Origin of the sequence: Enterovibrio litoreus, from assembly GCF_045679545.1 — a bacterium.
GTDB lineage: Bacteria > Pseudomonadota > Gammaproteobacteria > Enterobacterales > Vibrionaceae > Enterovibrio.
In genome coordinates this window covers 1,171,475-1,194,335 of record NZ_CP166194.1, presented here as the reverse complement: position 1 = coordinate 1,194,335, position 22,861 = coordinate 1,171,475, and the positions used below count along the sequence as shown (strand labels likewise).

Here is a 22,861-nt window from a genome sequence, read left to right as displayed (position 1 = left end):
ATGACTTTCTGCGTGAGCCGGATGATCCTTCCGCCGACTGCGCCCTGTATCAGGCACGAAAGAAAGCCACAAAGAAATCGTATTCGTTTTGTTTTATCACCTTTTCTAAGCGATTGGAACGGGAAATATGCGCAACTTTCCTTGAACTTTATAAAGGAGATAAAAAAAACGCAGCCTAAGCTGCGTTTTTCTATAACGGGACATGAAAGGAAGGATTATTCCTCGTCAGTGCCTTCGTCTTCAGGTTTGTCTGTTGGTGCTTCTGCTGACGCTTCTTCAGAAGTTTCTTCTGAGGCTTCAACAGGTGCTTGCTCAACCACTTCACCGTTTTCATCCAGAATCAATTCTTCTTCTGGCTCATCGATGCGTTGTAGACCAACCACTTTCTCACCTTCACTGGTGCGGATAAGCGTGACGCCTTGGGTGTTTCGGCCCACTTGGCTGACTTCAGCAACACGAGTACGAACCAGCGTACCTGCATTGGTGATCATCATGAACTCATCGCCTTCGGTGACCTGTACGGCACCAACCACACAACCGTTACGCTCAGAAACCTTGATAGAAACAACACCTTGTGTTGCACGGCTCTTCGCTGGGTATTGGCCAAGCTCAGTACGCTTACCGTAACCATTTTCAGTGACAGTTAGCACGTCGCCTTCGTTCTTCGGCACGATAAGTGAAACCACTTTATCGCCTTCCGCCAGCTTAATGCCGCGAACACCGGCCGCTGTACGGCCCATACCACGAACACCACCTTTCGCGTTGCCTTCTTCATCATAAACAGGGCTTTCGTAGAAACGAACAACCTTGCCATACGAAGAGAACAGCATGATATCACGCGTACCATCAGTGATATCAACACCGATGAGCGAGTCACCTTCACGAAGGTTCACAGCAATGATACCTGCGCTACGTGGACGGCTGAAATCAGTCAACGGTGTTTTCTTCACAGTACCGTCGCCGGTTGCCATGAAGACGAACTTGTCTTCTGAGTATTCTTTAACAGGCAGAATCGCAGTAATGCGTTCATTCGGTTCAAGAGGCAGAAGGTTAACAATTGGCTTACCACGTGCAGTACGTGATGCGAGCGGTAATTGATAGACTTTCAGCCAGTACATGCGACCACGGCTAGAGAAGCACAAAATGGTGTCATGGGTATTCGCGACCAGAAGACGCTCAATGTAGTCTTCTTCTTTCATACGCGTTGCTGACTTACCTTTACCACCACGACGCTGCGCTTCGTAATCAGACAGAACCTGATACTTCACATAGCCTTCATGGGAAAGAGTCACCACAACGTCTTCTTGATTGATCAGATCTTCGATATCAATGTCGTGGCTTGCTGCAGTGATTTCAGTACGACGCTCGTCACCGTATCCATCACGAATTGCTTCAAGCTCTTCACGGATGACTTCCATCAAACGATCAGGGTTAGACAGGATGAACATTAGCTCGCCGATGAGTGTCAGCAGCTCTTTGTATTCATCCAGGATCTTTTCATGCTCAAGACCGGTCAACTTGTGCAGACGCAGATCCAAAATCGCTTGTGCTTGTTGTTCAGTCAGGAAGTATTTTCCATCACGAACACCAAACTCTTCTTCAAGCCATTCAGGACGTGCCGCATCAACGCCAGCCGCTTCAAGCATTACTGCTACAGTGCCTAGCTCCCAACCGCGTAGTTGCAGTTGTTCACGGGCGATAGCCGGTGTTTGTGCGTTACGAATCATTTCGATGATTTCATCGATGTTCGCAAGAGCAATCGCCAAACCTTCCAAGATATGTGCACGATCACGCGCTTTGCGCAGTTCGTAAATAGTACGACGTGTCACCACTTCACGGCGGTGGTTCACGAAACACTTCAGCATATCTTTCAGGCCAAACAGGCGTGGCTGGTTATTGTCCAGCGCAACCATGTTGATACCAAAAGAGGTTTGCAATTGCGTTTGTGAGTAAAGGTTGTTGAGGATGACCTCACCGACTGCATCACGTTTACATTCAATCACGATACGCATGCCGTCTTTATCAGACTCATCGCGTAGCGCACTGATGCCTTCAATCTTCTTATCTTTAACCAGCTCGGCGATCTTCTCGATCAAACGTGCTTTGTTCACTTGATAAGGGATTTCAGAAACAATGATGGTTTCTTTACCGTTCTTCTCGACTTCGATTTCGGCGCGAGAGCGCAGGTAAATCTTGCCGCGACCGGTACGGTACGCATCTTCAATGCCTTTACGGCCATTGATCATTGCTGCCGTTGGGAAGTCGGGACCCGGAATGTGCGTCATCAGCTCTTCAATGCTGATGTCTTCATTCTCAATATATGCCAAACAACCGTTAACCACTTCTGTCAGGTTATGCGGAGGAATATTGGTCGCCATACCTACTGCGATACCAGACGAGCCGTTTACCAGCAAGTTTGGAACACGCGTTGGCATCACTTCTGGAATTTGTTCTGTACCGTCGTAGTTTGGAACGTAATCGACAGTGTCTTTATCCAGATCAGCCAGCAGTTCGTGGGCAATTTTTGACATGCGAACTTCGGTATAACGCATTGCCGCCGCTGAATCGCCGTCAATAGAACCGAAGTTGCCTTGTCCATCAACCAGCATGTAACGCAGCGAGAAAGGCTGTGCCATACGGACGATAGTGTCATAAACAGCGCTGTCACCGTGTGGGTGGTATTTACCGATCACATCGCCAACAACACGGGCAGATTTTTTATATGCTTTGTTCCAGTCGTTGCCTAGTACATTCATCGCGAAAAGAACGCGACGGTGTACTGGCTTCAGACCATCACGCACGTCAGGAAGCGCACGACCAACGATAACGGACATCGCATAGTCGAGGTAAGAACTTTTCAGTTCATCTTCAATGTTGACGGGCGTGATCTCTTTAGCAAGATCGCTCATGGAGCCAATATCCCTCAGGTAAGTATGTCAAAAATGACTACGTGCAAGACGGTGAGAATACCATAAAAACAGACCAAGAGTCACAGCCTAAACCCGAGATAAATCACGAAATACTCTTAATCTGGCGCTCTAACGCACGACAGGGCGAAAAAACGCTCGCTAACAAGGTAGAGCTAGAAAAATTTATGAGAATCGCTCACAGAAGCGTAGGCGTATTTTTTTCTGTTATGAGGCTAATTTGGGATTGGACGCGATCAACATTCGTCAGGTCACGATTTATTATGTAATAAAAGAAAGAAAATAAGAGTGGGAAGTGCCTCTCAATATCCCTTCAGTGAGTAAGGAAAGATAGGTGCTAACACAATTGAGTGTTAGCAAGGAGACGCTATGTTACATCAAGCAATCAATGCGGTGGGTATGGCAATAATTATCGGTAAATACACTTTGTTGGCTTTATTGGCAGCTGTTGCTGTCACCAACGCAGCATAACTTTCTTACCGAGAAATTAGCGATCTTTCAACATTATCTCCGGGGGTGACCGCCTCCGGTTTTCTATCTCCTTTCTTCAATCTCGCACCTTCTCCGAGTTTCTTTATCTGCGTTTCTTAGTTGATGTTTTTAATCTCTATAATGCGGTTATAATGCAAAAAAAATTTAGGGATAACTGCGCAATGACGACTCAGCTCAATGTCGACCCGGCCGAAATCAAAAAATTTGAAGACATGGCTTCCCGTTGGTGGGATCTAGACGGTGAATTTAAACCGCTTCACCAAATCAACCCTCTTCGTCTTAATTACGTGATTGAGCGCAGTGGTGGCATCTTTGGTAAGAAAATACTAGATGTCGGTTGTGGTGGTGGCATTCTAGCAGAAAGCATGGCGCGTGAAGGTGCTGACGTAACTGGCCTAGATATGGGTAAAGAGCCCCTGACTGTGGCGCGCTTACATGCCTTAGAAACAGGCACAACGTTATCTTATATTCAGTCAACGGCTGAAGAACATGCAGAGACGAATGCAGGTCACTATGACATTGTCACCTGCATGGAGATGCTTGAGCATGTTCCTGATCCGGCTTCCGTAATTGCAGCATGCGCGAAAATGGTGAAGCCGGGCGGCCATGTGTTTTTCTCGACGCTAAATCGGAATACCAAATCATGGTTATTTGCCATCGTCGGTGCAGAACACCTAATGAGAATCGTGCCGAAGGGAACTCACGACCACAACAAATTCATTAAACCCTCAGAACTGCTGAACATGATTGATGCTACCCCGCTGAATGAGCAGCATATGACGGGCCTGCACTACAATCCGTTGACAGACAAATACTGGCTCTCACCGCGTAATGTAGACGTCAATTACATCGTTCATACTCATAGCCCGGAATAACCGGGCGTTTTTTTTGTTCGGGAATTGACTTCCCTAATTTGTAAGTAGCGATCAGCGATTAAAGGATGAATCGATGAAAGGAACGATCAAAGCCGTATTATTTGATTTGGATGGCACTCTACTTGATACCGCGCCCGATATGGCAAATGCCGCTAACTGTGTCCTGTGTGACTACGGTCTTCCTCCTTTAAATGACGCACAAATTCAAGCTAACACCAGTCACGGGGCCCGCGGCCTATTACGTGCAGGGTTTGGAGACTCTCTAGAGGGTAGAGAGATTGACACTCTCCTGCTGTCGTTTCTTGACCACTATGAGAAAAGTATTTGCACTGACACCAAGCTTTACGAGGGTGTGATTGATCTGGTTGCGCAACTGTCAGCACGCAATATCCCATGGGGCATCGTCACGAATAAGCCAGGCTTTCTTACTTCAATGTTACTCCCCTACTTTCCCGAACTCGAACAAACACAAGCACTCGTGTGTGCCGACACGCTCAGCCGAGCGAAACCACATCCTGACCCACTGATCTACGCCGCAGGCTTAATTTCTGTACTGCCATCACAGTGTTTATATGTGGGTGATATTGAAAACGACATTGTGGCCGCTAAAGCGGCAGGTATGTATTCAGCGGTGGCGGCTTGGGGTTACATTGGCGCAGAGCAAAACCCGGTCGAGTGGGATGCAGATCTTATTTTTAACAAAGCTGTAGATGTTCTGTCATTATTCTGATCCTTGTCACAAGCAGTAAGAACATAAAATAGCCACTTTTCAGGTGGTTAAGATGAAACACTGTTTGTACTGCTAGGCAAGAATTATATTTTTTTTATTTGCTTTCCCCCACCTTAAAAATCGTTGCATTTCTCTATGCCATTGCAACTTATAGGACAAAACAGTTAGTGAGCACTAACATAGATATCTTCATCCCCAAGATATCCACAGACCCTCCTATTTCGCTAACTTGCAATATCCTCCTCCCACCACTATCTTGTTACTCAAGTCAGGCGTACCCCCTACATATAGTGTTTGAGCGCGTACGCCATTAGTTTAATATTGATCACAAATCTACCTTGCAATTTGTGAAATCTTGCAAAAATACGTCTTCAGGCAAGGAAATACCGGGAACGAGATAAATGAACCAACAAATTACCGTCCAAAAGCGCAGTGGCGCAAAGGAAAATATTGATCTAGATAAAATCCACCGCGTCATAGAGTGGGCAGCTAAAGGTCTAGACAATGTCTCTGTATCACAAGTCGAACTCCGTTCTCACATCCAATTTTACGACGGTATAAAAACTGAAGACATCCATGAGACCATCATTAAAGCAGCAGCGGATCTGATCTCTGAGCAAACACCTGACTACCAGTATCTTGCAGCTCGCCTTGCCATCTTCCACCTGCGCAAAAAGGCCTACGGGCAGTTTGAGCCTCCGAAACTGGTTGAACATATCCGCAAAATGGTCGACATGGGTAAGTATGACAACCATATCCTCGAAGACTACACAGAAGAAGAACTGAACGTACTTGACGGTTACATCGACCACTGGCGTGATATGAACTTCTCCTACGCTGCAGTTAAGCAGTTGGAAGGTAAATATTTGGTACAAAACCGTGTTACTGGTGAAATCTACGAAAGCGCACAGTTTTTGTACATCATGGTCGCGGCATGCCTTTTCGCCAATTACCCGAAAGAAACGCGATTGGATTACATCCGTCGTTTCTACGACGCGGTATCGCTGTTCAAAATCTCACTGCCAACACCGATCATGTCAGGCGTTCGCACACCAACCCGTCAGTTCAGCTCATGCGTTCTGATTGAGTGTGATGACAGCCTAGACTCTATCAACGCCACGGCCAGTGCGATCGTGCGTTATGTTAGCCAGCGAGCAGGTATCGGCATTAATGCTGGTCGTATTCGTGCGCTCGGCAGCCCAATTCGTGGTGGTGAAGCGTTCCACACGGGTTGTATCCCGTTTTACAAGTATTTCCAAACAGCGGTTAAATGTTGTTCACAAGGCGGGGTGCGCGGTGGTGCAGCCACATTATTTTACCCAATGTGGCACCGTGAAGTTGAAAACCTGCTGGTTCTGAAGAATAACCGTGGCGTAGAAGAAAACCGTGTTCGTCACATGGATTACGGCGTACAAATCAACAAGCTGATGTACACCCGCCTGATCAAAGGTGAAAACATTTCGTTGTTCTCGCCATCAGACGTGCCAGGTCTATACGATGCATTCTTTGCGGATCAAGAAGCATTCGAGCGTCTATACGTTCAATACGAACAAGATGCATCCATTAAACGTGAAACCGTCAAAGCGGTTGAACTGTTCTCCCTAATGATGCAAGAGCGCGCATCAACAGGTCGTATCTACATCCAGAACGTTGACCACTGTAATACGCACAGCCCGTTCGACCCGAAAGTGGCACCGATTCGTCAGTCAAACCTCTGTTTGGAAATTGCACTACCAACCAAACCACTGACAAATGTAGAAGACGACAACGGTGAAATCGCACTTTGTACGCTTTCTGCCTTTAACCTTGGTGCGATTAAGCAATTAGACGAGCTCGAAGAGCTTGCAGATTTGACTATCCGCGCTCTGGATTCTCTGCTGGATTACCAAGACTATCCATTGCCTGCAGCGCGTAAAGCCACCATGAACCGCCGTACACTCGGTGTAGGTGTGATTAACTTTGCATACTATCTGGCGAAAAATGGCGTGCGTTACTCTGACGGCAGCGCGAACGGCTTAACGCACCGCACCTTTGAAGCGATTCAGTACTACCTGCTGAAAGCCTCTGTCGGTCTAGCAAAAGAAAAAGGCGCTTGCCCATCGTTTAATGAAACCACCTATTCGCAAGGTGTGCTGCCTATTGACACCTACAAGCGCGATTTGGACAAAGTGTGTGAAGAACCACTTCACTACGATTGGGAAACCTTGCGCAGTGAAATCGTTGAGCATGGCCTTCGCAACTCAACACTGTCAGCATTAATGCCGTCAGAAACCTCTTCACAGATTTCAAATGCGACCAATGGTATTGAACCACCACGCGGTTTTGTTTCTATCAAAGCATCGAAAGATGGCATCTTGAAGCAAGTCGTGCCTGAGTTTGACAAGTACAAAGATAACTATGAGCTGCTTTGGAACATCGAATCCAACGACGGTTATTTGCAATTGGTTGGTATCATGCAGAAGTTTGTTGACCAAGCGATTTCAGCCAACACCAACTACGACCCAAGCAAACAAGCTGGCGGTAAAACACCGATGAAGCTGCTGTTGAAAGATCTACTTTCAGCGTACAAATTGGGCGTGAAAACCCTGTATTATCACAACACCCGAGACGGTGCGGATGATGCGCAACAAGATTTAGCCGCACAAGACGATGATTGTGCAGGCGGCGCTTGTAAAATCTAATACCCAAACGAGAGGGAGCTGATGCTCCCTCTTTGAAGTTCCATTCAACACGGTATATTGAAAGCAATGGCTTACAGCACTTTTTCAAAAAACAACAATAATGCACTCAAAGAACCGATGTTCTTTGGTCAGCCTGTTAACGTAGCCCGCTACGATCAACAGAAGTATGAAATTTTCGAAAGACTGATTGAGAAGCAGCTTTCCTTCTTCTGGCGCCCAGAGGAAGTTGATGTCTCGGGCGATCGCATCGACTACAACAAGTTGCCTGATCACGAAAAGCACATTTTCATCAGTAACTTGAAATATCAAACCTTGCTGGATTCAATCCAAGGTCGCAGCCCTAATGTGGCCTTGCTGCCTTTGGTTTCGCTTCCTGAGCTCGAAACGTGGATTGAAACTTGGTCTTTCTCTGAGACCATTCATTCACGCTCTTACACTCACATCATTCGTAACATTGTTAACAACCCATCTGTAGTATTTGATGACATCGTTGCCAACGAGCAAATCATTAAACGCGCGAATGACATCGCAAAGTATTACGATGATTTGATTCAAGCCACCAGCGACTACCATCGTTTGGGTGAAGGCGAACACACAGTCAACGGCGAGAAAGTAGTGGTGTCACTGCGTGAGCTGAAGAAAAAACTGTACGTATGCTTGATGTCCGTTAACGCACTTGAAGCCATTCGCTTCTACGTCAGTTTCGCCTGTTCATTTGCATTCGCAGAGCGTGAACTGATGGAAGGTAATGCCAAAATCATAAAGCTGATCGCGCGTGATGAGTCTTTGCATTTGACCAGTACTCAACACATGCTGAACATTCTTCGCAGCGGTGATGATGACCCTGAAATGGCGGAGATCGCAAAAGAATGTGAGCAAGAGTGCTTCGATCTATTCAAAGAAGCCGCCGAGCAAGAAAAAGAATGGGCAGAATACCTATTCAAAGACGGTTCGATGATTGGCTTGAACAAAGACATTCTTTGTCAGTACGTCGAGTACATCACCAATCTTCGCATGGCAGCAGTCGGCCTTAAAAGCGCTTACCCTGGTGCATCGCAAAATCCAATCCCTTGGATTAATGCATGGCTTTCTTCTGACAACGTGCAAGTTGCCCCGCAAGAAGCTGAAATCAGCTCTTATCTGGTTGGCCAAATCGACAATGATGTCGATATGGACGATTTGGGTGACTTTGAACTATGAGTCAAATCACTATTACAGTGAATGGCCAAACGCTGGTGGGAAATACCCACCAGCCACTACTTGAGCAAATCGAGCAGGCCGGTTTACAACCTGAATTTCAATGTCGAAATGGGGTTTGTGGCGCATGTCGTTGCAAGTTGGACAAAGGTGAGGTTGTTCAAGAAGATGCCATGGCATACCTTGCTGCAGGTGAGATCCTAACTTGCCGCTCAACGCCGCTCGAAAGCGTGGATCTAGAATTTGATTACCACGTTTCGTTGGTCGCTAAAAAAGCCGCGAATCTCTAAACTCGCTTTCGCGGCATCACTTCATTAACTACACAAATATACTATTCAAGTTCAAGTAAAAGCGAATCAAGTTCAAGTAAAAGCGAAATTGCCCCACACCATCAACGACAATCCGTTCTTCGTTATACTCTCTCGTAAAATACGCTCTCCACACACATCTCTTCATACGACTGACTTAAAAATGCCTGAACATACATTTTCAGGTACTACCGATGCAACATGTTGGTGCAAATAACCACAGTGCCCGTTTCAAAAATGTTCATTTGAAAACAAACTGAGACAACTGAAATAGCCTCACCAACCCCTTATAAACAAAGAACCCCCGCTAGAGAAAGCGCTTTCCATCTGGCTTTGCTACGACGATCACAGCGTTCGAATGAACACACAGATGTTCATGTGAAAGCCGCTCCAATTACTATATCTTTCACCATGGTTCATTACATTTTCGCAACAAACATCGCGGTTGCATATAAAATCAATGAGAGAAAGTGGACTTTCACCAATAAAGAAGGGAAGGATTGAAATGAAAAAGCTATTACTCGGAACCGTACTTTCTGCCACAACCTTGTTTGGGTTTGGTATGGCGTCGACTGCAGCGCTCGCCAGTGATAACGACCCAGTGAAGATCAACATGAGTCTCGTTTTCACCCAAAATGAACTCCTCACTCAAGAGTTGATTAAAGTTGCTGATAAGATCAAAGAACGCACTGATGGCGGCGTAAACATCAAAGTTTTCCCAGGCGGTCAACTCCCTGTATACAAAGATAACCTTGAGCAAGTCGTTAACGGCGCAAACTGGATTGCTGTTGAAGACTTGAGCTACCTCGGTGATTACGTCCCTGATTTCGCAGCACTAGCAGGGCCAATGCTTTATACCTCTTACGATGAATACCTTGCGATGATGGACACCGACTACGTTGCGAAGTTAACTGAAGAAGTCGAGAAGAAAGGCATTAAAGTGCTAAGCGCGGATTACATCTTTGGTTTCCGCCACATGATCACCAACAAAGAAATCAAAAGCCCTGAAGATATGGCAGGCATGCGCATTCGCGTTCCAGGCAGCCAGCTTTTCATTAACACCCTATCTTCAATGGGCGCATCTCCAGCCGCATTGCCGTTCCCAGAAACCTACGCAGGCGTTCAGCAAGGCGTGGTTGACGGTTTGGAAGGCTCGATCCTGACCATGTACTCGACCAAGATTTATGAAGTGGCCAAGAACATGTCTAAAACGGGCCACTTCCTCGGTACTGTCGGTCTTTACATCTCACCAAGCGTTTGGGACAAGCTGACCGCAGAGCAACAAAAAATCGTGATGGAAGAAATCAATGCTGGGGCAGTATCAAACACCGAACAATTGGTGAAGCTTGACGCCGAGTATGAGCAAAAGCTTAAAGAACAGGGTGTGACGTTTAACGACGTGGATACGGCTGCGTTCAACAAGCTAACCGCTGATGTCTATAACCAATTCCCTGCATGGAGCGAAGGTGTTCACGGCACCATCAACGCAGAATTGGAAAAAATCCGTGCTGCTAAGTAAGCCTCTAACCTCCGCCCCAGCACATCTTAGGCTGGGGCTAGATCTTTTCAGCCTTACTGTCTTGGAGTCACCATGCGGTTTCTCGCTAACTTCGAAGAAATCTTGGCCTCAATCGCCATTTCCATCACAGTTGTGGTGGTTATCATCAATGTTGTTCTTCGCTATTGCTTTGGATTTGTTGTGCCTTGGAGTGAAGAGCTTTCAGTGATCTGCTTTACGTGGTCCGTCTACTTCGGCATAAGCTCTTGCTACAAACATAAGCTGCATATGGGAGTCGATGTGATTTTGACCTTCATCCCCCAGAGTGGACAGCGATATTTCAGACTTTTTATCTCGTTTTTCCTATTGGCACTCAACGTGACCATGGCCTACCTCAGCGTCAGCTACACCATGCTTTCGACAAAGGTCACGCCAGTGATGGGCATGTCTTATTTTCCAATTAACAGCGTTCTTGTCGTCTGCTTCTCTTTGATGGCGTTTCACACCATCAGATTCATCATCGATGATTTGAAGCCGTCAGATAATGACGCGCTCAACAAAGCGCAATAGGTGGCTGCTGTGGATATCTATATACCTATTATTCTTTTATTTGTTTTATTTCTTCTCAATATACCTATTGCCTTTTCCTTGATCGCTTCATCGATGTTTTACTTCCTATTCATCAATGACTCTATCCCCGTAAGTTTGGTCATGCAGCGGTTTATTTCTACGGTTTCTTCTTTCCCACTTCTTGCTATCCCTTTCTTTATCATGGTTGGATCAATCATGAACTATGCAGGAATAAGCCGAAATCTACTGGCATTTGCAGACTCACTGATCGGGCATAAAGTCGGTGGATTAGCACATGTGAATGTGTTGCTGAGTACCTTGATGGGCGGCATTTCAGGCTCCGCCAATGCGGATGCGGCCATGCAGTCAAAGATCCTTGCCCCTGAGATGACAAAGCGTGGCTATGACCTACCGTTTACTGCTGCTGTCACTGCCGCATCCTCGAGTATAAGCCCTGTCATACCGCCGGGGATTAACCTGATTATTTTTGCTTTGCTTGCCAACGTGTCCGTGCATTCCATGTTTATCGCTGGATATGTGCCTGCGTTTATGATGGCAGCGGCTTTGATGATCACGATTGCTTTCATCTCTAAAAAACGTAAATACAAGCCTTCACGGGAGCACCCTGCGAGCGCGAAAGAAAGGCTCGGCTACTTCGGCAAAGCGATACCTGCATTGCTGATCCCGTTTGGCATCATTTTAGGCATGCGCTTTGGTCTTTTCACGCCCACCGAAGCGGGCGCTATTGCGGTATTGCTCTGTACCATTATCGGTTTTGCTATCTATCGCGAGTTAAAGATCCATCACTTTGCGGCTATTTTGCGCGAAACGATTCAGGGCACCAGCAGCGTCATGTTCATCATCATCGGTGCAATGGTCTTTGGCTATTACATGACGTTGGAGCAAATTCCTCAAGACGTCGCGTCTATGCTCATTGGCCTGACAGATAACAAAGCCGTATTGCTGCTCATCATCAACATTCTGTTGATCATTGTTGGTATGTTCATTGAAGGTGGCGCAGCAATGATCATCCTGACACCCTTGTTATTGCCAGCAGTCCTGAACCTTGGCGTGAATCCGGTTCATTTCGGTATCATTGTCATCGTCAATATCATGATTGGTGGTGTCACTCCACCATTCGGTTCAATGATGTTTACCGTTTGCTCGATTCTTCGTGTAAGGATGGTTGATTTCGTGCGAGAAGTAGCGCCGTTACTGGCAGCACTACTGACGGTATTGATGATTTTGACTTACTGGGAAGGACTAGTGATGTTCTTACCAAACCTTTTTTAATTGATTCATCGTTTCAACAAGATGCCATCGCGCATCTTGTTGCCAAAAAGCCGCAAAACGCTTATTCAGGTTCTGCGGCTTTTTTTTCACTCCCATCGTCAAGAGACATTGTCTGCAATTTTAACCACTGATCTCACGCTAATCTCCCGACTCTTCGCGCTACTACATTGATAGAAGATCACAGTCTGCATTTATCTGTCCAAAAAACCGTCTTTTTTACTGCAATCATCTCATTTATTAGTCACTTATTTTTCTCTGCCTTTCCAATACTGATAGCTGGGCGAAATTGTTCGTCAGGGAACGCCTGTTCTCAACTATTTCCAGCGCGTCAGGAGACACAAAATGGGATTGCACTTCACCAAAAAAAATGACACTCAAACTGAGGATATTTACGAAGAGGCTCTTTCTCGAACCCAACTGCCCAAGCACTCTCTGCCAACAGAAAGTCAGTCTCCCGAGTTGATAGCACAACTACTACGAGATGAGCTTTTAATGGATGGGAATGCAAGGCAAAACCTCGCTACCTTTTGTTCGACTTGGATGGAGCCCAGTGTTCATGACCTGATGGATGCGTGTATCGATAAGAACATGATCGATAAAGATGAGTATCCACAGACCGCAGAGATTGAATCTCGCTGTGTGCATATTCTCGCCAAACTTTGGAATAGCCCAGAAAGCGAAACCACGGTGGGCTGCTCCACGACCGGTTCGTCAGAAGCGGCCATGCTGGGTGGCCTTGCCATGAAATGGAATTGGCGCAAAAAACGCGAAGCTTTAGGTCTTGCGACAGATAAACCCAATATTGTCTGCGGCCCTGTACAAATCTGCTGGCATAAGTTTGCCCGCTACTTTGATGTGGAAATGCGTGAAATCCCACTCGACGGCGATGAAGTGGGCATGAACCCAGACAAGCTCTCGCAATACGTGGATGAAAACACGATAGGTGTGGTGCCTACACTCGGTGTGACCTACACCTGTGTGTATGAGCCGGTAGAAATCATTTCACAAAAACTCGATGAACTTCAAGCGCAGACCGGACTCGATGTGCCCATTCACGTTGATGGCGCTTCAGGCGGCTTTATTGCGCCATTCGTCACGCCCGAGTTGAAATGGGATTTTCGCTTGCCCCGCGTGGTTTCAATCAACAGCTCTGGCCATAAATACGGATTGGCTCCGTTAGGTGTGGGCTGGGTGGTATGGCGAGATAAAGCGCATCTTCCTGAAGAACTCGTGTTTGATGTCGATTACCTTGGCGGACATATGCCAACATTCGCGCTCAACTTCTCGCGTCCGGGTGGTCAAATCGTTGCACAGTATTACAACTTTTTGCGTCTTGGTTTTGAAGGCTACAAAGGCATTCACGAATCGTGCTTCAGCACAGCACAATGGCTAGCTGATGAAATTGCCAAAATTGGTCCTTTCGATATTTTCTATAATGGCCGCGGCGGGTTACCCGCTTTAAGCTACAGCCTCAAAGAAGGCGATTGGGGCTTTACCCTCTATGACTTGTCAGATCGCATGCGGATGCGAGGATGGCAAATTGCTTCTTATCCCCTACCAAGCAACCGCCAAGATACCGTCATACAGCGCATTATGATCCGTCATGGCGTTAGCTTAGATATGGTTTCGATGCTGCTAGAAGACCTTAAGCGGTGTATCGATTACTTCAAACAGTACCCGCAAGCGAAATCGGGTACGACTTCTTCGTTCCATCACGGTTGATACTGTGCATCACCGCGTCGATGAATCGTTCAATTTAGTCCAAAGGCCACAAATAAACCGTGGCCTTCATCTCTAAGGATTAAAAGATGAATAAAAAAGTCAGTGCCTCAGCTGTTGGCAAGATCAGTGTTTTTACCTTTGCCATCATGAATATTGTGGCTGTGGTCAGTTTACGTGGCTTGCCAGCCGAAGCTGAATATGGCCTCAGTTCCGTTTTTTACTATGTATTTGCCGCCGTATTCTTCCTCATACCAGTCTCTTTGGTCGCAGCAGAACTCGCGACGGGCTGGCCAGAAAAAGGCGGGATTTTCCGTTGGGTGGGTGAAGCCTTTGGCCCAAAACTCGCCTTTATGGCCATGTTCTTGCTGTTTGTGCAGGTGTGTGTGTGGTTCCCGACTGCGCTCACCTTTGGTGCTGTATCACTGGCCTTCATCGGCCCCGATCAAACCTTTGATGCAGCCTTGTCACAAAATAAATTCTTTGTTCTGGCCATCGTGCTGGCTATCTATTGGTTTGCCACTTTTATCGCGTTTCGTGGTGTTTCAGCCTTCACATTGCTGTCTAAATGGGGCGGGATCATCGGCACCATCATTCCTGCAATCATCCTCATTTTACTCGGCTTTGCTTTTCTGTTTAGCGGAGAGAAAATCCAAATTGACATGGCGTGGAAAGACGTTATTCCCGATTTTTCCAAGTTCAATAACGTGGTGCTCGCAGCCAGTATTTTCCTGTTTTACGCAGGTATGGAGATGAATGCCATTCACGTCAAAGATCTGGACAACCCAACGCGATCGTATCCTATAGCCATTGGTATCGCCGCACTAGGTACTGTGGTTATCTTTGTCCTAGGCACACTGGCGATTGCCTTTGTAATCCCCAACACGGATATCAACCTTACACAAAGTTTGCTCGTAGCTTATTTTGATATGTTCCGCTGGGCAGGGCTCAGCTTCTTGGGGCCAATCATGGCGATATGCCTTGCCATTGGTGTGCTAGCGGGCATTGTGACTTGGGTAGCTGGACCATCAACGGGCTTGCTGGAAGTCGCCAAAGCAGGTTACATGCCGCGGTTTTGGCAGGAAACCAACAAAAACGGCATGGCGACACATATCCTGCTGGTTCAAGGCATTATTGTCAGTTTCCTTGCGATAACCTTTGTTGTGTTGCCTTCCGTTGAAGCGGCCTACCAAATACTCAGCCAATTGGCTGCGGTCATTTATCTTACGCTCTATATGCTGATGTTTTCCGCCGCCATTTATCTGCGTTTCAGTCAACCCAACCGCCCTCGCCCTTACAATGTTCCTGGCGGTAAAAAAGGCTTGTACCTTTTCGCGGGTATCGGTTTCACCAGTTCTGCTATCGCTTTTGCGTTCAGCTTTATTCCACCCAGCCAAATAGCCGTCGGTAGCCCTACGGTATTCATGTCGATTTTGGTGGGATTGAGTGTGCTCTTCATTGCGATTCCTTTTGTTATCTATGCCATTCGCAAACCACATTGGCGAGATGAAAACTCTGATTTTGCACCGTTTACTTGGCAGATTGAGGGTGTGCATCCTGGCCTCAAAAACCACTCAGACACACATACTGAAGCTGTCACGGCAGTGCATCGCGAAGGCAAAGGAGAAGCATCATGAGCGCACTACCTTCCGCAGAAGTTTTGCAAGCGCTGGTCGATGACACCTACGCCCAATTTCGTGCGCTACCCGGCGGCGAAAATGCCAGTTATATCCCCTATCTCGCATCCGTGCCGTCAGATCTTGCAGCGCTGGTTATCGTGACTGCTGACGGTGACATTTATCAGGCCGGCGACAGTGATTATGCTTTTGCGATTGAATCGATCTCAAAGGTCCCAACATTGGCATTGTTGATGGAAGATGTTGGCCCAGAAATGGTGCGTGAAAAAATTGGTGCTGAACCTACAGGGCTGCCATTCAACTCTGTTGTGGCACTTTGCGAGCATCAAGACAAACCATTGTCACCTTTAGTCAACGCGGGCGCGATGGCAACTGTCAGCCTGCTCACCGCTTCGGATCCTGAAAAACGATGGGCACGGATTCTGGATATGCAGCGACGGATCACTGCGGGGCATATCGTGCTGTCCGATGACATCAATGAATCGGAGCAAACCACCAACTTTCACAACCGTGGTATTGCATGGATCTTGTACGCTGCAGGTAACTGTTTCTGTGACCCGATGGAAGCCTGCGATGTGTACACTCGCCAATGCTCAACCTTGGTCACGTGCAAAGATCTTGCGGTGCTAAGTGCAACATTGGCCAATCGCGGTAAGAACCCAATATCAGGTGAACAAGTTGTCTCGGCGAGAAACGTTGCACCTGTTTTAGCAGAAATGACAATGGAAGGTCTTTATGACTATTCTGGCGATTGGGCGTTTGAAGTGGGTATGCCCGGTAAAAGTGGCGTAGGTGGTGGCTTGCTGGCTGTTGCTCCCGGCAAGCTGGGGATTGCCGCCTTCTCGCCGCCACTCGATGAGTCAGGCAATAGTGTTCGGGCGCAGCGGATGATCGCGCAGGTTGCCAAAACGCTGAACCTCAATTTGTACGCATCGTAACGGCTTTTAGTCGGTCAAAAAATGCCTGACATTGAATTGTCAGGCGTTTTTATCACAATCGGCCGCAAGTGACCTCAATGCGTGTCGTCAGCGTCGACAGGTATATGCAGCGATTCGAGCGTGACCAGAGACGCAATGTCAGCAAACATGTTCTGTCCCGACAGATAACGCCTGAGCATATCGAGCAGCATGGTTGCGGTGTAACAGCGAAAGTTCTCATTACTCTGAGAACGACGCGGTTTCACTATGATGCCCCAATCACCATCCGGTGCAGAAAGCCCCAAAGCAACACGACCAGCCTCCATGTCTCCGCAAGCTAGTCCAATGTTCACACCGGCATTTTCACGAGACGCTGTCGCCATGGCTAACACCGCAGCGAGAGGATTGTACTCGCCATCAGTAATCAGGGTTGATTCACTCAACACCCATCCCTGCACAAATGCCTCTTTGGTCCGCTCACCTTGATTTAACCAATTAGCTAGAAATCCGCCAGAGAACTTTTCTGCCACCGCAATACTGGTATTCGACTGCGACAACAGGCTACCGACAGATTCCAGCATGGGTACACCATCACCCACTAAGCGGTCGCCCAACACTCCGCGAATAGCATCGGTGATCAGCGAAATATCAGAGTGCTGGCGGGGCGAAAACAACTTTACCTCAATAAAAGGTAACGAAGAGCGGTATCCCAACTCAAAATCATCGGGTAACGCGAGGGCTTCTAACTTGTCGTTAAGAAGGGACTCAGAAAAACCGAAGGTGTATAGACGTTGAATTTCTTGCTTTGTGGTATTGGGGAATCGCACCTGAAGCCTCGGTACAATTTCATTCTCAAACATATGCTTGAATTCACTCGGCACACCCGGCGTGAAGAAGAACAGACAATCATTAAGGGTTGCCGCAAATCCACATGCGCTGCCCACTGGGTTGTCAACCAACTCGGCACCTTCAGGTAGCATTGCCTGCTTAATGTTGCTTTTCGGCATCGATTTGCCATTTTTTTCAAACCGCTCTTTAAGCTCGGTTAACCAATGATTATTTAGCTCAAGGTCAACATTCATCGCCATCGCCATGGCTTCAGTGGTGAGATCATCCGTGGTTGGCCCAAGGCCACCATTCACGATCACCACATCGGAAACTTGGCTACACCGAACCAATTCAATGGCGATATCGTCTACCGCATCACCGACGGTGACGCGACGATGTAATGCAAAGCCTTCCTCAAAACAGCGTCTCGATAACCAAGCTGCATTAGTATCGGTGATATCACCGTGCAGCACTTCCTCGCCAGTACTTAACATTGCGACCCGAAGTTTGCTCTGTCCCACCGATATCTCCTTGTATGCCATGACGTAAATCCATTATGCCCAGACACTTACCGCTATCGCAACTAGCGATATCCTTTATTAGCCTGAATCTTAATATACCGTTTTCTTCATTAGGATCTTCATGCCTCAAACCCGCTGGTCGAACTGAAATTTGGCTGATTCTCTCGTCAGACTTCCCATTTCAGGCGCAATAGAAACACTTAACCAGAAGCTAAATGCGACACCGATCAAGTTTTTGGTGGAAATATAGCCCTTTCCATTGCTATGATTAGCGGCTTAATTCTCAGTGCCTCACAATTGGTACGCGGTATCGGTTAAATGCCTTCCGTATCGGTGTTGTTATTATGGACGTATATCGCTTAACACTGACTGAATAACACCTTATTGCTAAACACTTTTTCTGCCAGACCTCAGTAGCACAACTGCTTGCTGAAAGGTTTGGCATTTTGTTGTGTGGGAGATCCTACGTGCGCTATCGCTCAACCGTGGCTGCGGCCGCTCTGTTTTGTGCCCAATCGGCCTTTGCTTTTGATGCATCTACCATCAATTTCGAACAGCAAGCTTATAACTACTCAAGCAACTATGGCTTTGATGCGCTTGCATTGAACGACGCACAAACACAACCAGAAGACAATGCGCTTCGTTTTAACGAAGCGCCTGCTCATCGCTTACCCAAGTATCTGTCTACCGCGCCAGAGAAAGACTGGGATTATCTGATGGGACAAACCTATACCATTCTAGGTTTGAGTGTCGCGACAGTGGGCTTAATGACATTCCTGCCTGAAAGCGTGACCAACTGGACAGCAGAGGATCGCGACTTTAGTAACCTTGCCAGCAAATGGTGGGACAACGTGTCTGCAGGTCCAGTGTGGGACAAAGATGATCACTACTTGAACTATGTAATGCACCCGTACTTTGGCGGTGTTTACTACACGGCGGCGCGTCACTCTGGCTTTAATGAGTTCGAGTCATTCTTGTATTCATTCACCATGTCGACATTTTTCTGGGAATATGGCGTAGAGAGCTTTGCAGAGGTCCCTTCAATTCAGGACATCATTGTTACGCCTCTGTTTGGCGCTGCGGTGGGTGAATGGATGTATCTCACTGAACAAGACATTGTTGCTGATGGCGGCGAAGTTCTAGGCTCTGACACACTCGGTGGCGTTAGCTTGTTCTTCCTCAACCCTGTCGGTCATATTCATCACTGGGTAACGGATTGGTGGCAGGGTGACACTGACGTACGCATGAATTACGACCCATGGTTCAATAACCAAGAAGCCGCAAGGTATGCCGCAGATGCTGGTGCACCTTATGACAGCCAGTTTATTGGTATGCAGGTCAGCTTAAAGTTTTAATAACAGAATTGAAGAGCAGAACCAAAGCTTGATACCGCGTATCGAGCAGAAGGAATTAAAAAATAGCCGGCACGATGTCGGCTATTTTTTTGCTCAGGAAAAACCGCGAATAAACGTCGTGACACCCGCAAACGAGCAAAGAATCAGCAAGCCATACCTTACCCACTCTGCTCGAACACGCGGGGCGACTTTCAGCGCCAACCATGAGGAGAGAAACACCACGGGCAAAGACAGAAGACCCACTTTGAGATGCCACCAATCGAAATAGCCCGTCATTCCCTGTACACCGAGTGAAATCGCGCAGCTAAATATGAAATACCCCGCCAAGTTTGCACGCAGTTTGACGATATCCATTTTTTGCAGCACCAATGCCATGGGGGGGCCACCAATACTGGTTGTTGTCCCCATCACTGCCGCCGCAAAACCTGCCCAAAACATATTTTTATTGTTAGGCTCAACGGAAAATTTGAACACACTGGCAACAACGGCAAAAAGAACTGCCAATCCCATGATGATTTCCAACGCGTTAATCGACAGATAGATAAGCAATGCACCTGCCACAAAAGTGCCAGGGACGCGCCCAACGAATGCCCAGCCAATGCCCCTTAATGATAGCTGGCGGCGATACTGCCATGTATTGACCATGGCAAGGAACAAGGTCACTAAGGTGACAGTCGCAGGCACCAATGAAGGTTCAATCAACATGAGAAGTGGCGCGCCAACAATGGCAAGCCCAAAGCCAATCAGACTTTGAACAAATGCCCCCAGCCCAAGCGCAAACATGACCATGATGAGCTGCTCATAGCTCAGTTCCATTTAGCCTTCCTTGTCGCTTTGATTAGAAGATTTCTCGGCGTCAGTTCACGCGCGCAAAAGGTGGATATCTCAACGTCAAAACCATTTTCGCTCATGTAAATAGCCCTATCGAGCACCAACCACATTTCCAATGCCCGTCGAAACAACGTACGTAGTGTTTCCATTTTCTCGACAGTCAGAAACCTTGTTTCCCCTTGTCTGAGGTAAGCCGCAAAGTCAGTGTTGTCGGGAATGGAAATCCCTTTTTTATCCGCAGCCCAATGGCAAAATGCCTCAAAGCCTTCGCTTAACAGAGACTTTTGCACATTAGGCACTGGCAGGTAACTATCACTATGGCCTAGCGCGCGCTGCAAGCTGTCAAAGCCCAAGCGAAAGCTCACTTCAACAATACGTTTGTTTCGCACCGTTTGCCCTGCAGTGACGGTTTCTTGCAATGGCAGCTTTAAGTCATGCCGAGACAAAGACAATGATGACTGCTTTGCCAAAACAGACAAGGGTTGGTAATGAGAATCACGAATAAGGTGATAGCAGCAAGGAGAAACCGTGAGACTTTGGGGTTTGGCCACCACGCCGTGACGCAACAGTGTCACGTGCAAATCACCACAGGCGTGCAACGCCACCGCATGATCGCAACGACTCACCAAGGCTTCGCTTTCAGGCGCGAACGCATCACCATTAACGAAATGCATCGAAAGCTGATGCTGGTCGGCATAAGCTTGACCGTCTTGGCACAACGCTGGCTGCCATTCCAAACTGGTGACCTTCGCCTGTCGACAGGCCGAAAGCACACGACCTAGATAGCCCTTCCCTGCACACCATTCCAACCACGAACCTTGATGAGAAAGCGATATTGCACGGTTAAACGCCGTTATTTGAGCCCATTTTCGACCAGGTATCCCTGTAGCAAGATGGCTGTCGTAGTTGGCCTCCGACTCATGGCATATGTCGGTTTGATACCGTTCTGCTTGATTAACATTGGTTTCACATAGCGCGACAAGTTGTTGCGCTTCAGGTAGCCATGTTTTCACGGCCTCTGCTAATGTTTCCGGGGATGCTTTATACGCTTGCAGTGCTTCCAGACTCAGCGAATCTAACCATTCACATAATGCGGGATACGCAGTTCTCCAAGGTAAATCTAGGCAATCAAAAGGCATTCCCTGCCAAAACGTAACATGACGTTCAAGCAAGGTATCGAACTGCGAAAAATGCTCGTTGAGCAAGGTTAAGGATTGAGGCAAGGTAAGTTCCCACTATCGGCTGATACAAACGGTGTAAAACACCGAAAAAGCAGCAGAAGTATATACCGAAAACAGGAACCCAACGCTATCTGATGGGAAGCTCGAACCGTCTGAAGAAGTTATCTAATTCACAAGGGTTTTTAATCTGCATGGCCGTGTCTATGGTATTTCTGTCAAGGTGCGGGGCAAAACTCTCGATAAAGTCATACATGTAGTTGCGCAATACCGTGCCACGTCTAAAGCCAATCTTCGTCGTACTGGCATCAAAGATATGACTGGCATCAATAGCAACCAAATCCTCATCCAGATCTTTGTCATAGGCCATACTCGCCATCACCCCAATGCCAATCCCAAGGCGAACATACGTTTTAATGACATCTGCATCGGTCGCCGTAAACACAATATTAGGCTTCAGCTTTGCGTTATTGAACGCACTATCAAGACTAGATCGTCCTGTAAAACCAAAGACATAGGTGACCAATGGAAAACGTGCAATATCGTGAATAGTCACAGACGAGCGCTGTGCGAGTGGATGATCTTTTCTGACAATTAATGAACGCGTCCAATGGTAACAAGGCAACATGACCAGATCTTCATAGAGATGAGAAGCCTCTGTCGCAATGGCAAAATCCGACTTACCTTTCAACACCAAATCCGCAATCTGGCTCGGCGCACCTTGATGCATGTGTAAAGAGACGTTCGGGTAGCGCTTCACAAAACGAGATATCACATCAGGCAACGCATATCTTGCCTGAGTATGGGTGGTCGCGATATTGAGTTTGCCTTTGTCGGGGGTCGTGTATTCGTGAGCAACAGACTTGATACTATCCACGCGAGACAGAATGTCTCTCGCGATCTCAACGATCTGTTCACCTGCTGGCGTCAGTTTCGTTAAATGCTTGCCACTTCGACCAAATATCTGCACACCCAATTCGTCTTCCAACGCGCGAATTTGTTTACTGATACCAGGTTGCGAAGTGTATAAACTTTCCGCCGTAGACGAAACATTCAGATCGTGATTAACCACTTCGACGATGTATTTAAGTTGTTGTAATTTCATAACGTTGCAGCAAGTATCAATGATGTATAAAGAGGTTATAGCGTGAATTGACGGACAGGCGAAGCGCTAACATGCATAACCACTACTTAGCGCCCAAATTGGCCGCGCTGTCACTGACATTTATTCAGATAAAAACACCCAATACTGTAATGATAGCTTTGCAAATAAACGTGCACTGAAACGCACTAAATCAGAGAAA

At 47.2% G+C, this 22,861-nt stretch carries 17 protein-coding genes; 12 read left to right on the top strand and 5 right to left on the bottom strand.

Annotated features, from left to right (window positions below; genetic code table 11):
• Window positions 1–215: 215 nt before the first annotated feature.
• Complete coding sequence (gene gyrA / locus AB8599_RS05210) at window positions 216–2,909, bottom strand: DNA topoisomerase (ATP-hydrolyzing) subunit A (protein WP_407332715.1); 2,694 nt, start codon at window positions 2,907–2,909, stop codon at window positions 216–218.
• A 671-nt stretch (window positions 2,910–3,580) separates the two neighbouring features.
• On the opposite strand from gyrA, the gene ubiG reads away from it, so the two are divergent.
• From ubiG to glsA, 11 genes are all read left to right on the top strand, one after another.
• The gene (gene ubiG / locus AB8599_RS05205) at window positions 3,581–4,294 is read left to right on the top strand and encodes a bifunctional 2-polyprenyl-6-hydroxyphenol methylase/3-demethylubiquinol 3-O-methyltransferase UbiG (RefSeq protein ID WP_407332714.1); all 714 of its coding nucleotides are present in this window, start codon (window positions 3,581–3,583) and stop codon (window positions 4,292–4,294) included.
• 73 nt (window positions 4,295–4,367) lie between these two features.
• A complete protein-coding gene (locus AB8599_RS05200) occupies window positions 4,368–5,024 on the top strand; it encodes an HAD family hydrolase (RefSeq protein WP_407332713.1) in 657 nt (218 codons plus the stop codon).
• 401 nt (window positions 5,025–5,425) lie between these two features.
• Window positions 5,426–7,705 (top strand): class 1a ribonucleoside-diphosphate reductase subunit alpha, encoded by a 2,280-nt coding sequence (gene nrdA, locus AB8599_RS05195; RefSeq protein WP_407332712.1) that lies wholly within the window; start codon window positions 5,426–5,428, stop codon window positions 7,703–7,705.
• Between the two features lie 66 nt (window positions 7,706–7,771).
• Window positions 7,772–8,905 (top strand): class Ia ribonucleoside-diphosphate reductase subunit beta, encoded by a 1,134-nt coding sequence (gene nrdB / locus AB8599_RS05190; RefSeq protein WP_407332711.1) that lies wholly within the window; start codon window positions 7,772–7,774, stop codon window positions 8,903–8,905.
• Window positions 8,902–9,192 (top strand): 2Fe-2S iron-sulfur cluster-binding protein, encoded by a 291-nt coding sequence (locus tag AB8599_RS05185; protein ID WP_407332710.1) that lies wholly within the window; start codon window positions 8,902–8,904, stop codon window positions 9,190–9,192. The genes nrdB and AB8599_RS05185 overlap by 4 nt, the downstream gene beginning before the upstream one ends.
• A gap of 523 nt (window positions 9,193–9,715) precedes the next feature.
• Complete coding sequence (locus AB8599_RS05180) at window positions 9,716–10,729, top strand: C4-dicarboxylate TRAP transporter substrate-binding protein (protein ID WP_407332709.1); 1,014 nt, start codon at window positions 9,716–9,718, stop codon at window positions 10,727–10,729.
• 72 nt (window positions 10,730–10,801) lie between these two features.
• Window positions 10,802–11,278, top strand: a complete 477-nt coding sequence (locus tag AB8599_RS05175; RefSeq protein ID WP_407332708.1) for a TRAP transporter small permease — start codon at window positions 10,802–10,804, stop codon at window positions 11,276–11,278.
• A gap of 9 nt (window positions 11,279–11,287) precedes the next feature.
• A complete protein-coding gene (locus AB8599_RS05170; RefSeq protein WP_407332707.1) occupies window positions 11,288–12,571 on the top strand; it encodes a TRAP transporter large permease in 1,284 nt (427 codons plus the stop codon).
• Between the two features lie 342 nt (window positions 12,572–12,913).
• Window positions 12,914–14,293, top strand: coding sequence for a glutamate decarboxylase (locus AB8599_RS05165; RefSeq protein WP_407332706.1), 1,380 nt, complete (start codon window positions 12,914–12,916; stop codon window positions 14,291–14,293).
• A gap of 86 nt (window positions 14,294–14,379) precedes the next feature.
• Window positions 14,380–15,927, top strand: a complete 1,548-nt coding sequence (gene gadC, locus AB8599_RS05160; protein WP_407332705.1) for a putative glutamine/gamma-aminobutyrate antiporter GadC — start codon at window positions 14,380–14,382, stop codon at window positions 15,925–15,927.
• On the top strand, window positions 15,924–16,865 hold the full coding sequence (gene glsA, locus AB8599_RS05155) for a glutaminase A (RefSeq protein WP_407332704.1): 942 nt from the start codon (window positions 15,924–15,926) through the stop codon (window positions 16,863–16,865). Before gadC ends, glsA begins: the two co-directional genes overlap by 4 nt.
• Window positions 16,866–16,939: 74 nt before the next feature.
• Here glsA and AB8599_RS05150 read toward each other — a convergent pair whose 3' ends face one another.
• A complete protein-coding gene (locus AB8599_RS05150) occupies window positions 16,940–18,193 on the bottom strand; it encodes a CinA family nicotinamide mononucleotide deamidase-related protein (protein WP_407332703.1) in 1,254 nt (417 codons plus the stop codon).
• Window positions 18,194–18,660: 467 nt separating this feature from the next.
• Here AB8599_RS05150 and AB8599_RS05145 point away from each other — a divergent pair, with 467 nt between their 5' ends.
• Complete coding sequence (locus AB8599_RS05145) at window positions 18,661–19,548, top strand: DUF3943 domain-containing protein (protein ID WP_407332702.1); 888 nt, start codon at window positions 18,661–18,663, stop codon at window positions 19,546–19,548.
• Between the two features lie 93 nt (window positions 19,549–19,641).
• On the opposite strand, the gene AB8599_RS05140 is transcribed toward AB8599_RS05145, so the two are convergent.
• The 3 genes from AB8599_RS05140 to cysB form a co-directional block, all read right to left on the bottom strand.
• Window positions 19,642–20,364 carry a sulfite exporter TauE/SafE family protein gene (locus AB8599_RS05140; protein ID WP_407332701.1) on the bottom strand — a complete coding sequence of 241 codons (723 nt, stop codon included), beginning with the start codon at window positions 20,362–20,364 and terminating at the stop codon, window positions 19,642–19,644.
• Window positions 20,355–21,518 (bottom strand): methyltransferase, encoded by a 1,164-nt coding sequence (locus AB8599_RS05135; RefSeq protein WP_407333181.1) that lies wholly within the window; start codon window positions 21,516–21,518, stop codon window positions 20,355–20,357. Before AB8599_RS05135 ends, AB8599_RS05140 begins: the two co-directional genes overlap by 10 nt.
• Window positions 21,519–21,687: 169 nt before the next feature.
• Window positions 21,688–22,662 (bottom strand): HTH-type transcriptional regulator CysB, encoded by a 975-nt coding sequence (gene cysB / locus AB8599_RS05130; protein WP_407332700.1) that lies wholly within the window; start codon window positions 22,660–22,662, stop codon window positions 21,688–21,690.
• Window positions 22,663–22,861 lie beyond the last annotated feature (199 nt).